Source organism: Streptomyces sp. NPDC045846 (assembly GCF_056431605.1).
In genome coordinates this window covers 173868-186759 of record NZ_JBWKKJ010000006.1, presented here as the reverse complement: position 1 = coordinate 186759, position 12892 = coordinate 173868, and the positions used below count along the sequence as shown (strand labels likewise).

General features: G+C 74.0%; 12 protein-coding genes. 8 read left to right on the top strand and 4 right to left on the bottom strand.

Annotation, left to right across the window (positions count from 1 at the left end):
- Window positions 1-30: 30 nt before the first annotated feature.
- On the top strand, window positions 31-1122 hold the full coding sequence (locus AC07F3_RS18345; protein ID WP_479115240.1) for an NADH:flavin oxidoreductase/NADH oxidase: 1092 nt from the start codon (window positions 31-33) through the stop codon (window positions 1120-1122).
- Between the two features lie 18 nt (window positions 1123-1140).
- On the opposite strand, the gene AC07F3_RS18340 is transcribed toward AC07F3_RS18345, so the two are convergent.
- Complete coding sequence (locus tag AC07F3_RS18340) at window positions 1141-3024, bottom strand: neutral/alkaline non-lysosomal ceramidase N-terminal domain-containing protein (protein ID WP_479115238.1); 1884 nt, start codon at window positions 3022-3024, stop codon at window positions 1141-1143.
- A 10-nt stretch (window positions 3025-3034) separates the two neighbouring features.
- On the bottom strand, window positions 3035-3859 hold the full coding sequence (locus tag AC07F3_RS18335; protein ID WP_479115236.1) for a class II aldolase/adducin family protein: 825 nt from the start codon (window positions 3857-3859) through the stop codon (window positions 3035-3037).
- Window positions 3860-3997: 138 nt separating this feature from the next.
- Here AC07F3_RS18335 and AC07F3_RS18330 point away from each other — a divergent pair, with 138 nt between their 5' ends.
- From AC07F3_RS18330 to AC07F3_RS18310, 5 genes are all read left to right on the top strand, one after another.
- Entirely contained in the window at window positions 3998-4606 is a 609-nt protein-coding gene (locus AC07F3_RS18330; RefSeq protein ID WP_479115234.1) for a TetR/AcrR family transcriptional regulator, read from the top strand.
- A gap of 90 nt (window positions 4607-4696) precedes the next feature.
- A complete protein-coding gene (locus tag AC07F3_RS18325) occupies window positions 4697-5785 on the top strand; it encodes a WD40/YVTN/BNR-like repeat-containing protein (protein WP_479115232.1) in 1089 nt (362 codons plus the stop codon).
- A gap of 45 nt (window positions 5786-5830) precedes the next feature.
- On the top strand, window positions 5831-6508 hold the full coding sequence (locus AC07F3_RS18320) for a uracil-DNA glycosylase (protein ID WP_479115230.1): 678 nt from the start codon (window positions 5831-5833) through the stop codon (window positions 6506-6508).
- Complete coding sequence (locus AC07F3_RS18315; protein ID WP_479115229.1) at window positions 6505-7488, top strand: N-acetylglucosamine kinase; 984 nt, start codon at window positions 6505-6507, stop codon at window positions 7486-7488. Before AC07F3_RS18320 ends, AC07F3_RS18315 begins: the two co-directional genes overlap by 4 nt.
- Before the next feature lie 121 nt (window positions 7489-7609).
- Window positions 7610-8539 carry a sirohydrochlorin chelatase gene (locus tag AC07F3_RS18310; RefSeq protein ID WP_479115227.1) on the top strand — a complete coding sequence of 310 codons (930 nt, stop codon included), beginning with the start codon at window positions 7610-7612 and terminating at the stop codon, window positions 8537-8539.
- A gap of 69 nt (window positions 8540-8608) precedes the next feature.
- On the opposite strand, the gene AC07F3_RS18305 is transcribed toward AC07F3_RS18310, so the two are convergent.
- Together AC07F3_RS18305 and AC07F3_RS18300 are read right to left on the bottom strand one after the other, a co-directional pair.
- A complete protein-coding gene (locus AC07F3_RS18305; RefSeq protein WP_479115225.1) occupies window positions 8609-9652 on the bottom strand; it encodes a lactonase family protein in 1044 nt (347 codons plus the stop codon).
- A gap of 142 nt (window positions 9653-9794) precedes the next feature.
- Window positions 9795-11297, bottom strand: coding sequence for an FUSC family protein (locus AC07F3_RS18300; protein ID WP_479115853.1), 1503 nt, complete (start codon window positions 11295-11297; stop codon window positions 9795-9797).
- Between the two features lie 221 nt (window positions 11298-11518).
- Between AC07F3_RS18300 and AC07F3_RS18295 the strand changes: the two genes are divergently transcribed.
- Window positions 11519-11995, top strand: coding sequence for an Lrp/AsnC family transcriptional regulator (locus tag AC07F3_RS18295; protein ID WP_479115223.1), 477 nt, complete (start codon window positions 11519-11521; stop codon window positions 11993-11995).
- A 40-nt stretch (window positions 11996-12035) separates the two neighbouring features.
- Window positions 12036-12719 carry an HAD family hydrolase gene (locus tag AC07F3_RS18290; RefSeq protein WP_479115221.1) on the top strand — a complete coding sequence of 228 codons (684 nt, stop codon included), beginning with the start codon at window positions 12036-12038 and terminating at the stop codon, window positions 12717-12719.
- Window positions 12720-12892 lie beyond the last annotated feature (173 nt).

The following is a 12892-nucleotide window of genomic DNA, read 5'->3' as shown; positions in this document are numbered from 1 at the left end:
GGCGCCCCCGGCCGTCCGACTGGAGTTGCCGTGTCTGCTGCGAGTGCCCTCTTCGAGCCCTACACCCTGCGGTCCGTGACCATCCCGAACCGGGTCTGGATGGCGCCGATGTGCCAGTACTCCGCCGAGGTCTTCGGGCCGGGCGCGGGCGTCGCCCACGACTGGCACTTCGCCCACTACGCGGCGCGCGCCGTCGGCGGCACCGGCCTGATCCTGGTGGAGGCCACCGCCGTCAGCCCCGAGGGGCGGATCTCGCCGGGAGACCTGGGCATCTGGAACGACACCCAGGTCGAGGCGCTGCGCCGGATCGCCACGTTCCTGGAGGGCCAGGGCACGGTGCCCGGCATCCAGATCGCGCACGCCGGACGCAAGGCCTCCACGGACCGCCCCTGGCGGGGCGGGGCGCCGCTGAAGCCCGGGAGCGAGGAGGGCTGGCAGCCGGTCGGGCCGAGCCCGGTCGCCTGGGACGAGCACCACACCGTACCGACCGTGCTGACGATTGATCAGATACAGGAGATCGTCGGCCAGTTCGCCGACGCGGCCCGCCGGGCGCTGGACGCCGGGTTCAAGGTCGTCGAGATCCACGGCGCGCACGGCTATCTCATCGGCCAGTTCCTCTCCCCGCACTCCAACAAGCGCACCGACCGGTACGGCGGCTCGTTCGAGAACCGCACCCGCTTCGCCCTCGAAGTCACCGACGCCGTACGGGCGGTGTGGCCCGAGGAACTGCCGCTCTTCTTCCGCATCTCGGCCACCGACTGGCTGGAGGAGGGCGGCTGGAACGCCGACGAGACGGTGCGCCTGGCCGCGCTGCTCAAGGAGCACGGCGTGGACCTCCTGGACGTGTCGACGGGCGGCAACGCCTCGGGCGTACGCATCCCGACCGGCCCGGGCTACCAGGTGCCGTTCGCCGAGCGGGTGCACAACGAGAGTCCGCTCGCGGTCGCGGCCGTCGGCCTGATCACGGAGCCGGAGCAGGCCGAGAAGATCCTCGCGAACGGCGAGGCGGACGCGGTCCTGCTGGGCCGCGAGCTGCTGCGCAACCCGTCGTGGGCCCGCCAGGCAGCCCGCGAACTGGGCGGCGAGGTGCACGTGCCGGACCAGTACCACCGCTCGGTCTGAGCCGGGCCGCCCCGCGGCTCAGCCGACCTCGAAGGGCCCGCTCACCCCGGTGAACGGGCCCGTGGCGCTGTCCCCGTGGTACGCCAGCCGGTAGGTCCCGGGCGGGGTGTCCGCCGGGATGTTCCACGTGACGGTGGCGATCGAGGTCGTGGCGCCGGTGCGGGTCCAGCGGAAGACCGTGGCCCAGTCGCCGTCGTCCGCGACGCGCGTCCACGGTCCGTCGGGGCCGAGGCGCTCCACGGACAGGTAACTTCCGCCCCTGCGCAGGTCGTTGGAGGGGTGTGCGGCCACGAAGGAGGCCGTGGCGCGGCGGCCGATCAGCGAGAAGTCCAGCAGGTCGCCGAAGTGTCGGCCCGGGTGCGGCGCGTCCCTCGCGGACCGGCGTCGCACCGGGCGCACCGGCACCGCGGGCTCCGGCGTGCCGGGGTCGACCGGGGTGCCGTCGCGCAGCGCGGTCGCGAGGCCCGCCACGCTCTGGCACAGCGCGGGAAGCTCCCAGCGTCCGAAGAGCGTGCTGCCTCCCTCGTACTCCTGGGCGTCGTACTCCTCGGGCGTCGTCACGTAGTGGACGTAGCCGTTGCTGTATCCGGCGACGAGGACGTCGCGGAGGTCGGCGCCGACGATCGCCGCGACCGTGCGCCGCAGCCGCAGTCCGGCCACGATCGTGACCTCTGCGGGTATGCCGATGAGGAACAGCGGCCCGATGCGCAGGAGTTGGAGAGGTGCGTGCTCCTGGACCATCGGCACGATCCGGTTGACCGGGCCGGCCGGAAGGGCGAGCGCCTTGGGGTGCTGGGCGTCGCGCAGGGCGGGCGCGAGGGGGTAGACGAGCCGCCGCGAGACCGCGTCCCACAGGGGGTTGGCCCCGGGCCTGAAACCCCTGAAGCCCGGGCCGTCGACCCCGGCGCCCGCGAAGGCGGCCGCACCGGCCACCGGCGGCGAGGTGCGGTGGACGCGGCCGTCGCCGGTGAACTCCGGGCGCACCTCGACGGCGGACAGGTGCACATGGGTGGCGCGGAAGTCGAGCCCGCCGGAGATCTCCCCGCCCCCGGTGAGCGCGGCCGCGGCCTCGTACTGGCGGGTGCCGATGATCCGGGTGTTGTCGAACTGGTCGCCGGTCGGACCGCGGCCGGGTGCCAGCTGGAGGTTGGGCGACATGTCGCCCGCGTTCGTCTGCGCGAAGGCGGTCACCAACTGCGGTGCCGAACGGGCGAGATAATCCACTCCCCCGACCGCGCGCTCCCAGTGCAGAGCGGCATAGCCCTTGTTGTCCGCGCTGATCAGCCGGTTGCGGTTGGTCATGCTGGTGTTGTGGGTGGCGAACCAGTTGACGGCGCCGACGAGCCGCCCGTCGCGTTCGACGGCGAGCAGGGTGGTCTGGGGGTCGACGCCGTCCGGGAAGTGCGCGCGTTCGGCCGCCGGGTTGCGCTCGAAGGCCCGGCGCGACCGGTTGACGCTGGCACCGCCCAACTCGCCGTGCGCGAGCCGCAGCCGTGCGGGCGCCAGATCGGCGACGGCCGCACGGGCGGCCTCGGTGATGCCGTCGGTGATCGCGCCGAACGTACGCTCCCGGAAGCCGCCGGTGTTGCTGTTGTAGAGCCGGTGGTGGAAGTAGCCGCCGGGTCCGCAGTGGGTGTGGGTGGCGGTCAGCATCACGTTGGACGCGCCGTAGCCCGCGGGCAGCCGCCGCAGCACCTCCCGCACGACGGCGTCCGACATCAGCGGCAGCTCGCACACCACCAGGAGCAGCCGGGCGCCGCCCTCCTCGAAGGCGAAGGCGCGGGCCCGTTGGCGGGTGTGGATCCCCGCGCTCTGCTGGTCCGCCTTGCCGTAGCCGAGCAGGCCGCACTCGGCCGCCTCCCCGGTGATGTCGGCGATGCCGCGCCCGGCCCGAAATCCCATGCGGGGCAGGCTAGTTGACGTGGTCCGGGTCGGAGTCGGCGATCTGCTCGTACAGCGGCTGGGCCTGGAACCAGCCGGCGAAGTGGCCGCCGAGCTGGCCCCGGGTGTGCAGGGCGGTCTCGCGGTCGATGCGGCGCGGGGTGCCGGCGGCCATGGCAAGGAGCTGCGCCTGGCAGGAGCGCTCCATCGTGATGAACCACCACACCGCCTCGGCGACCGAGTGCCCCACGGTGAGCAGCCCGTGGTTCTGGAGGATCACTGCCTTGTAGGCGCCGAGCGCCGCGGCGATCCGCTTGCCCTCCTCGGCGTCGCTGACCACGCCCCGGTAGTCGCTGTAGAGACCGTGGTCCTCGAAGAAGGCGCAGGCGTCCTGGGTGATGGGGTCGAGCGGGATGCCGAGCGAGGAGAACGCCTTGCCGTGCAGCGAGTGCGCGTGGGCGGCGGCCACCGCGTCCGGGCGCGCCTGGTGGACCGCGGCGTGGATGACGAACGCCGCGCGGTTCACCGGGCGGGCGCCGTGCAGGAGGTTGCCCTCGTGGTCGACGAGGATCAGGTCGGACGCCTTGATCCGGCCGAAGCTCATGCCGAAGGGGTTCACCCAGAAGCGGTCGGGGTGCTCGGGGTCGCGGACGGTGATGTGCCCGGCCACCCCCTCGGAGAAGCCGAAGCGGCCGAACAGCCGGAATCCGGCCGCCAGTTGCTCCTTGCGGTAGCGGCGCTCCTCGGCCACGTCCTCGAAGACGGGCGGCAGGGGCACGGTGACCCCTTCGGGCATGGGGCCCGCCGCGCCCGCTATCACCTCGGCGGGGGCCGGAGCCGCGCCTTCGTCACTCATCTGGGTTCCTCCTGGAGGGAGTTGGCCGGGCGATGGAGAGGGGTGCCGCAGAGCTCGGATCGGATACATTCGCGTATCCGATACGCGTTCGGATGCTTTCCAAGCGCGCAGGCGCTGTCAAGGGTCCGGGAGGGACACGTGCCCAGGGGAACGACGAAGCGGCGGCCGCAGACGCTGGCCCGGCTGCTGGACGCCGCGCTCGACGTGTTCGCGGAGTCGGGGTTCGGGGCGGCCAGGATCGAGGACGTCTGCCGGCGCGCGGGCTACACCCGGGGCGCCTTCTACTCCAACTTCTCCTCCAAGGAGGAGCTGTTCTTCGCGCTCTTCGACGCGCACGCGGCACGCGAACTGGAGCGGATCACCAGGCTGGCCGACGAGACCGAGGACAGCGACCTCTCGGCGGCCCGCATCGCCGCCCTGCTCGCCCATATCGAGCCCGACGAGCGCACCTGGTATCTGGTGACCACCGAGTTCACCCTGTACGCGATCCGCAACCGCGCGGCGGCCGCCCGGCTCGCCGAGCACGACGCACGGCTGCGCGAGGAGGCCGCGGCCCTGCTCGGGGCCCTGTTGGCGCGGGCCGGGCTCCGGCCGCGCGGGGACCTGGCGGAACTCGTACGCGTCGTGGTCGCTCTGCGTGAGGGAGCGCTCGGGCAGAGTTATGTGGAGCCGGACGTCCTGGCGCCGGGCGCGCTGGCCGCACGGTTCCTTCCGTACCTGGTGGAAGCGCTGACCGAACCCGTCTGAGCTGCTGCTTCTCTCGCCTTGGAGGCCGTTGTCAGTGGCCGGGTGCACACTGTCCCCTATCCGGAACAACGGCGTTTTGGAGGGACCGGCATGTCCGAGGTACTGCTCACCGTGGGTACGCGCAAGGGGCTCTTTCTGGGCCGCAGGCGCGGCGGAATCTGGGACTTCGACGGTCCCCACTTCAACGCCCAGGCGGTGTACTCCGTCGCCATCGACACCCGCCGGGAGCCCGCGCCGCGGCTCCTGGTCGGCGGGGACAGCACCCACTGGGGGCCGTCCGTGTTCCACTCCGACGACCTGGGCCGCGGCTGGACGGAGCCGAAGCAACCGGCCGTGAAGTTCCCCGAGTTCACCGGCGCCTCCCTGGAGCGGGTCTGGCAGCTGCGCCCGGCCGGGCCCGAGGCGCCGGGGGTGGTGTACGCGGGCACGGAGCCGGCCGCGCTGTTCCGCTCCGAGGACGGCGGCGAGAGCTTCGCGCTCGTACGACCGCTGTGGGAGCACCCGACCCGCTCGCGCTGGGTCCCCGGCGGCGGGGGCGAAGGCCTGCACACCATCGTGACGGACCCGCGGGACGCCCGGGCGCTGACGGTCGCCGTGTCCACGGCGGGCGTCTTCCGCACCTCGGACGGCGGGGAGAGCTGGGCGCCCGCGAACAAGGGCGTCTCGGCGGTCTTCCTGCCGGATCCGAACCCGGAGTTCGGCCAGTGCGTCCACAAGATCGCCCAGGACTCCGGCGACCCGGACCGGCTGTACCTCCAGAACCATTGGGGCGTCTACCGCAGCGACGACGCCGGCGGGCAGTGGACGGACATCGGGGCGGGCCTTCCCTCCACCTTCGGTTTCGCCGCCGCCACCCATCCCCGGCGCTCCGGCACCGCCTACGTCTTCCCGATCACGGCCGACTCCGACCGGGTCCCGGCGGACAACAAGTGCCGGGTCTTCCGCACCGAGGACGCGGGCAAGAACTGGGAGCCCCTCTCGGCGGGCCTGCCGCAGGACGCCCACTACGGCACGGTGCTGCGCGACGCCCTGTGCACGGACGACGCCGACCCGGCGGGGGTCTACTTCGGCAACCGCAACGGCGAGGTGTACGCGAGCGCCGACGACGGCGACAGCTGGACGCTGCTCGCCTCGCACCTGCCGGACGTGCTGTGCGTACGGGCGGCGGTGATCGGTTGACGGGCGCGGGAACGCGGCGGGTGCTGCGCCAGTAGAGTGACGGCCGTGGCAGCACGACCGTTGAAAGAGATCGTCGAGCCCGGCTGGGCGGACGCACTGGAACCCGTGGCCGGGAAGGTCGCCGCGATGGGCGACTTCCTCCGGGAGGAGATCGCGGCAGGACGCACCTACCTGCCGTCAGGACCGAACGTACTGCGGGCGTTTCAGCAGCCGTTCCACGACGTCCGGGTGCTGATCGTCGGCCAGGACCCGTACCCGACGCCGGGGCACGCCGTCGGCCTGTCGTTCTCGGTGGCGCCCGAAGTGCGTCCGCTGCCCGGCAGTCTGGAGAACATCTTCCGCGAGCTGCACTCCGACCTGGGCGTGGGAAGGCCCTCCAACGGCGACCTCACACCGTGGACGCGGCAGGGGGTGCTGCTGCTCAACAGGGCGCTGACGACCGCGCCCCGCAAGCCCGCCGCCCACCGGGGCAAGGGGTGGGAGGACGTCACCGAGCAGGCCATCCGGGCCCTGGTCGCGCGCGGCACCCCGCTGGTCTCGGTGCTGTGGGGCAGGGACGCCCGCAACCTGCGCCCGCTGCTCGGCGACCTCCCGGCGATCGAGTCCGCGCACCCCTCCCCGATGTCGGCGGACCGCGGTTTCTTCGGCTCGCGGCCCTTCAGCCGTACGAACGAACTTCTCCAGCGGCAGGGCGCCCAGCCCGTCGACTGGCGCCTGCCGTGACGGACGCGGGCGCGCCCTGGGTGCTCGGGGTCGACTCGGGCGGATCCGGTGTGCGCTTCGCCCTGCGCCGCACCGAGCCGGGCTCCCCCGTCGAGACGGTCACCTCGAAGGAGCCGGTGCGGACCGGCCCCGGCGGAATCGACGCCGGGCACCTGCTGGAGCAACTGCTTCCGGCGGTCAGGGAGTTGAGGGCGCGCACCGGGGCGGAGCACATCGCGGCGGCGGCGGTCGGCGCGGCCGGGATGGCCACGCTCGGCGACGCGCTGCGGGCCGAACTGCCCGGCGCGCTCGCCCGTTCGCTCGGCGTGCGCACCCTCGCCCTGGCCGCCGACGCGGTCACCGCCTACGCGGGCGCGCTCGGCCAGCGGGCCGGGGCGGTGGTCGCCGCCGGGACCGGGATGATCGCGCTCGGCACGGACCTCGACGACTGGCGGCGCGCCGACGGTTGGGGGCATCTGCTCGGCGACTGCGGTGGCGGCGCCTGGATCGGCCGGGCCGGGCTCGATGCCGCCCTGCGCGCCCACGACGGGCGGCGGGGCGGCTCGGCGGCGCTGCTCGCCCGGCTGAAGGCGGTGTTCGGCGCCCCGGGCGAGCTGCCGGGGCTGCTGTATCCGCGCGGCGACCGGCCCGCGGTGCTGGCCTCGTTCGCGCCCGAGGTCGCGCGGTGCGCCGCCGACGACCCGGTGGCGGCGGGCATCCTGCGGAACGCGGCCCAGCACATCGTCGAAACCACCGCCGCGGTCTGCCCGCCGGAGGGCCGCGAAGCACCCCAAGTGGCGCTCACCGGGGGCCTGTTCAAGCTGGGCGACCCCCTTCTCGTACCCCTGCGGGAGGAGCTGGACCGCCAACTGCCGTACGCCCGCACGGTCGAAGCGGCCGGGGATCCGCTCGACGGCTCCCTGCTCATCGCGGCGAGCCTCGCGGGCGCGGAGCTGCGACTGCCGCGTGACCCGCGCATGTTGTGGCTCGCGACCGGGTGAGTGCCACGACAGACCAGGACAGTTGATCTTTATGCCACTCTCCGGGAAAAACGGGACAGATACCGCTCAGCTGTCCCCTCCCCGAACAGCCGCCCGCGCAAAACCAGTAGCATGCGACGCCATGAGCACCCCCACTGGGCCAGCATCCGGCCTGCCCGTACGAATGCCGCGACCCCGCCAGTCCGGCCGGCACCGCCGCCCGGAACCGGTGGTTGCTCCGGAGGGCGCGCCCGCGCTCGTTCTCGCCGTTCCCGGCGCTCCCGGCCCCGCTGTGCGCGGCCTGGCCGACGAGGTCATCAGCATCGCCCGCTCCGAGCTGCCCGGCCTGCACGCCCGCATCGGCTACCTGGACAGCACCGAAGCCGACTCCGCCGAGTACCCCACGCTCGACGCCGTTCTCGCCCAGACCGCGGCCGAGCGCGGCGCGCGCGTCGAGCAGGCGCGCGCGGCGGGCCGCGAGGTCGCCGACCCGCAGGGCCCGGCCGCCGTCGTCGTGCCGCTGCTCGCGGGCCCCGACAGCGCCCTGATCCGCCGGATACGGCAGGCGGTCATGGACAGCCGCGCGGCCGCCGAGCTGACCGATGTGCTCGGCCCGCACCCGCTGCTCGCCGAGGGCCTGCACGTGCGGCTCTCCGAGGCCGGTCTGGCCCGCGCCGACCGCGCCCGCCTCTTCACGGTCGCGACGGCCGCCGACGGGATCATCCTGGCGACGGTCGGCGGCGAGGAGGCCGTGCAGGCCGCCGGGATCACCGGCATGCTGCTCGCCGCCCGGCTCGCCGTGCCGGTGATGGCCGCCGCGCTCGACCAGGAGGGCGCGATCGCGGCGATGGCCGCGCAGCTGCGCGGCTCGGGCTCCGTGCAGCTCGCCGTGGCCCCGTACCTGATCGGCCCGGAGGTGGCCGACGGGCTGCTCGACGCCGCCGCCAAGGAGGCCGAGTGCGCGGTCGCCGAGGCGCTCGGCGCCTACCCGGCGATCGGCAAGCTGGTCCTGTCGCAGTACGCGGCCGCGCTGGGCATCACCCCGCAGCCGCAGGGATCGCCGGTTCACTGACCTGCGCACGATGCGAGAGCGGGGCCGCACCGGACGTCCGGTGCGGCCCCGCTCTGTCGCGGGACGCCGTCAGCGGAAGACGACGCACGAGGCGGCGGGCGCCTCGATCGAGCCCGCCCGGGCCGGGATGCCGGTGGCGGCGTCGATGTCGAACCAGGTGACGTCGCCGGAGCGCTCGTTGGAGGCGTACAGGCGGCGCCCCGACGGGTCGAGGGTGAGGTCGCGGGGCCAGTGGCCGCCGCAGTCCACCGTGGTGACGAGGCGGGCCCGTTCGCCCGTCTCGTCCAGCGAGAGGACCGCGATCGAGTCGTGCCCGCGGTTGGCCGCCCACACGAAACGTCCGTCGTGGGCGACGACGACCTCCGAGGGATGGGTCTCCTCGCTCACGCCGTCCTCCACGACGCGCGTCTCGCCGAGCGGTTCGAGGACGCCGCCGTCGGCGTCCCAGCGGCACACGGTGAGCGTGGGCGCCAGTTCGTTGAGGACGTACGCGTGCCGGCCCGCCGGATGGAAGGCGAGATGGCGGGGGCCGCTGCCGGGCCGCAGCGCGGCCTCGCCGTGCACGCGCAGGGCGCCGGTCTCCGGGTCGAGTTCGCAGACGCGTACGGAGTCGGTGCCGAGGTCGACGCTGACGACCCAGCGGCCGCTCGGGTCGACGAGCACCTGGTGGGCGTGCGGCTCCCCCTGACGGTCGGGGTGCGGGCCCGATCCGTGGTGCGTGAGGACGGACACCGCCGGGCCAAGGCCCCCGCTGGGCCGGATCGGCAGAGCGGTGACGCTGCCGGAGCCGTAGTTGGCGGTGACGAGGTGCCCGGCGGCCAGCGCGAGATGGGTGGGCCCGGCACCGTCCACCGCGACGGGCTCGCCGATCGGCCGGGGTACCGGAGCGGTGATGTCGAAGGCGGCGGCCGTCCCCTCGGCGCTCTCCCCCACGGCGTACAGGACGGCTCCGTCCGCGGAGACCGTCAGATACGACGGGTTGGCGACGGCCGCCGTGGAGCCGAGCGGGGTCAGCGCCCCGGTCTCCTCGTCGACGGCGACCGCGGTCAACCCCCGCCCGCCCGCCGTGGTGAACGACCCGATGAACGCCCGAGCGGCCCTGTCCCTGCCCACATGCAACCCCTCTCCGCCGAGGCCGCCCCGGCGACCCGGAGCCGGCCCGCACACCGCTGTGCTCCGGCGACCGTAGCAGGGGGTCTAGACCAACTGGGCGGTGTGGCTGGGGTGTCCAGCCGCCGAGGGCCGGTCACGCCGGTCAGGCCGCCAACGGAGCCCGGGGTGACGAGGTCAGCGGGGCGGCCAGTTCCGCCAGGGCCCGCTCCAGGCCGTGCAGGTGCTTCAGCGCGGCCTCCGCGCCCGGGTGGTGGTGGGGAGTGGGGATCGATGCCAGGGCGGGGGCGGCCAGGGCATCGGGGCCCGGGGTGACCAGGGCCGCCACCGCCGCCTCCACGCGCTGGCAGGCGGCGGTGAGGCGGGCGTCGTGGGAGGCGGCCGGGTCGGCGGCCACCGCGGCCAGGCCCCGCACCTCGCGGGCGCAGTCGTCGAGCAGGACCAGGACCTGGCGGGCCCGGGCCCGGCGGGCGCGCAGCGGGCTGAGCGGGTGGACGAGCGGGGCGAGCGAGAGGCGGACCCGGCCGAGCAGGAGTTCCAGTTCGGCGGCGCGCGGCGCCGGGTCGGCGCTCTCGTCACCGGCCAGCCGGTGCGCGGCCGCACTCGTGCACCGGTGTACGCAGTGCAGGGCCCGCTGGATCCACGCGTCGGTGGCGTCGTGCGTCCTGACGGGAAGGACCAGGGCGACGGCGACGACCGCGCCGAGCGCGCCCACCGCGGTCTCCTGGACGCGGAGCACGAGCAGCCCCGGATGCAGGACGCCGAGCAGTCCGTAGAGCAGGCCCGCCATGACGGTGACGAAGAACATCATCCAGCTGTAGCTGGGCGCGGCCGTGTAGAAGATGCCGAAGACGCACACCGCGACCAGCGCCGCGGTCGGGGCCGGGGCTCCGTGCAGCGGGATGGCGATGAGCAGCCCGGCGGCGATGCCGGTCACCGTGCCGAGCACCCGGCGGAAGCCGCGGACCAGGGTCTCGCCGCGCGAGGCGGTGTTGACGAAGATCCACCAGGCGGCGCCGACGGCCCAGTACCAGCGGGCCTCGGAGAGCGCCTGGCCCACGCCCAGCGCGATCGCGCAGGCCACGGTCGCCTGGAAGGCCTGCCGGGTGGTGGGGCGGGCGAACCCGCGCCCGGTGAGCGGCGCGGGAACCGCGGGCGGCGCGATGCGGCGCTCGACGCACCACAGCCCGAACCGGACCCCGGCCGAGGCGGCGAGCGCCAGCGCGACGGCTCCGTAGAGCTCGGGCAGCTGGGCGGGGACCGCGTGCAGGAACTGGGTGGTGAAGAACATCATGAAGGCGAAGATCCCCAGCGCGTGGCCGCGCGGGCCCCAGCGCCGGGCGTACACCCCGGCGAAGATCACCACGAGCCAGCAGGCGTCGCGCAGCAGCGGCATGTCGTGCAGCGCGGCCGCGAGGGCGAGCACCGGGAAGCCGACCGCGGGCAGCAGCGCGGTGGTGACGGCCTGGGCGGGGACCCGCGCGTCGCCGACCGTGAAGAGCGCGAGCAGCGAGGCGAGGCCCGCGGTGATCGAGGCGGGCAGCGAGAGGCCGCAGAGTTCCGCGGCGGTCACCGACAGGCCGACACCGAGCACGGCTCGCAGCGAGACGCGCAGTCGCACAAGCCCCGGATCCGGAGCCACAAACATCCTCTTCACGGCGGTGGCCGCGCCCCCTCACGTGCACAGTGCTTCAGGCATGACAAAGGCGCCGCGGGCCCGGACCGGCGTCGTCGCCGTCCCGCGCGCTGAGCGGCGCCGTCCTCAGAGGAAAACATCCAAAGTCCCACTGGCTCAACCGAGCTCTGCATCACTGGGCCATTGGTACAGTCGATGCCGTATCAACAGGACCAGAGGGGAGCCAACGGGCCATGACGGTGGACACACTCGACACCCGGATCCTGCGGCTGCTCATCGAGCAGCCGCGCACGAGCGTCCGGGAGTACGCGCGCATCCTCGGCGTCGCCCGGGGCACCCTCCAGGCGCGGCTCGACCGGATGGAGCGGGACGGCGTGATCACCGGCACCGGCCCGGCGCTCTCCCCCGCGGCGCTCGGCCACCCGGTGCTCGCGTTCGTGCACATCGAGGTGACCCAGGGGCATCTGGACGAGGTCGGCGACGCCCTGGCGGCGGTGCCCGAGATCATCGAGGCGTTCTCGATCACCGGTGGCGGCGATCTGCTGACCCGGGTCGCGGCCCGCGACAACGCCCATCTCGAAGACGTCATCCAGCGGCTCATCCAGCTCCCCGGCGTGGTCCGCACCCGTACCGAGGTCGCGCTGCGCGAGCGGGTGGCCCACCGGCTGCTGCCGCTGGTGGAGTCGGTGGGGCGCGCTGCCGCGAAGTGAGCGGCGCCGACTGCCCGCGGTCCTTGGCATGCTGGGACACATGCGCATATCACGGACTACTTCGGTCATCTTCGATCTCGACGGCACGCTCGTGGACAGCGAGCCGAACTATTACGAAGCCGCGCGCCAGGTGCTCGCGCGCTATGGCCTCCCGGGCTTCACCTGGGAGCAGCACGCGCGCTTCATCGGCATCGGCACCCGCGAGACCCTGGAGATCCTGGACCGGCAGCACGCGCTGACCGGGTCCGTCGAAGAGATGCTGGCCGCGAAGAACGCGGCCTATCTGGAGCTGGCCCGCGCCTCCACCGAGGTCTTCCCCGGGATGCGCAAGTTCGTGGAGCGGCTGCACGCGGCGGGCGTGCCGATGGCGGTGGCCTCGGGCTCCTCGCAGTCGGCGATCGAGGCGGTGCTCGGCGGCACCGGACTCGCCCCGTTCATGGAGCTGGTGGTGTCGGCCGAGGAGGTCGAGCACGGCAAGCCCGAGCCCGACGTCTTCCTGGAGGCCGCCCGCCGGCTCGGCGCCGCGCCCGCCGACTGCGTGGTCGTCGAGGACGCGGCGCCCGGTGCGGCGGCCGCGCACGCCGCCGGGATGCGCTGCGTCGCCGTGCCCTATCTGCCGAGGACCGCCGACGACCCGGCGTTCGCCACGGCGGGCCTGCTCTTCCCCGGCGGCCAGCGGGAGTTCGACGCCGAGCGGGCGTACGACTGGGTGACGGGCGCCTGATCCACGCCCGGCCCGGCGCGGAGCGGGCCGTCGCCCCGCCCGACGCCAACCCTCAACAGGCCTTGCCCGCAAGGGATTTGGCGGGCGCCCGGCTCCCGTACCAGCTTCCTCCCGGACGATTGACGGAAGGTCTGGACCAATCTACGGTGTGGGACGCCACCCCCCTCGCACCC

Bases quoted from the DNA above. Each gene is read 5' to 3' on its own strand.
- AC07F3_RS18310 (WP_479115227.1), top strand. From the start codon at position 7,610: ATGAGCACCCCCACTGGGCCAGCATCCGGCCTGCCCGTACGAATGCCG.
- AC07F3_RS18295 (WP_479115223.1), top strand. From the start codon at position 11,519: ATGACGGTGGACACACTCGACACCCGGATCCTGCGGCTGCTCATCGAG.
- AC07F3_RS18290 (WP_479115221.1), top strand. From the start codon at position 12,036: ATGCGCATATCACGGACTACTTCGGTCATCTTCGATCTCGACGGCACG.
- AC07F3_RS18325 (WP_479115232.1), top strand. From the start codon at position 4,697: ATGTCCGAGGTACTGCTCACCGTGGGTACGCGCAAGGGGCTCTTTCTG.
- AC07F3_RS18335 (WP_479115236.1), bottom strand. From the start codon at position 3,859: ATGAGTGACGAAGGCGCGGCTCCGGCCCCCGCCGAGGTGATAGCGGGC.
- AC07F3_RS18340 (WP_479115238.1), bottom strand. From the start codon at position 3,024: ATGGGATTTCGGGCCGGGCGCGGCATCGCCGACATCACCGGGGAGGCG.
- AC07F3_RS18300 (WP_479115853.1), bottom strand. From the start codon at position 11,297: ATGTTTGTGGCTCCGGATCCGGGGCTTGTGCGACTGCGCGTCTCGCTG.